The organism is Streptomyces atroolivaceus (assembly GCF_000717025.1).
GTDB classification, from domain to species: domain Bacteria; phylum Actinomycetota; class Actinomycetes; order Streptomycetales; family Streptomycetaceae; genus Streptomyces; species Streptomyces atroolivaceus.
Window position 1 is genome coordinate 1 of record NZ_JNXG01000081.1, and the last position, 286, is coordinate 286.

Genomic DNA, 286 nt, shown 5'->3' on the forward strand with positions numbered 1-286 from the left:
CGGAGAAATACCGAAGAACTCCGCATCAAAACCAGCCACATCCGCAAGGAACCCGCCCTCACGCACATACGACTTCCCCGCCACCCCGGGCTCAGGGTCATACACCCCCTCCACATCCCACCCACGATCACGCGGAAAGCCCTCGATCGCATCCACCTCACCCGCCACCAACCGCCACAGATCCTCCGGCGACTCCACCCCACCCGGATACCGGCAGCTCATCCCCACGATCACCACCGGGTCATCCCCCGGACCCCCACCACCCGTCACCGCACCCACCACGACA

The 286-nt window shown here is 65.4% G+C and carries 1 protein-coding gene; it reads right to left on the minus strand.

What is annotated here, in order from left to right:
• On the minus strand, nt 1–286 hold a 286-nt coding region (locus tag OO67_RS35500), incomplete at both ends, for a beta-ketoacyl synthase N-terminal-like domain-containing protein (protein WP_157841796.1).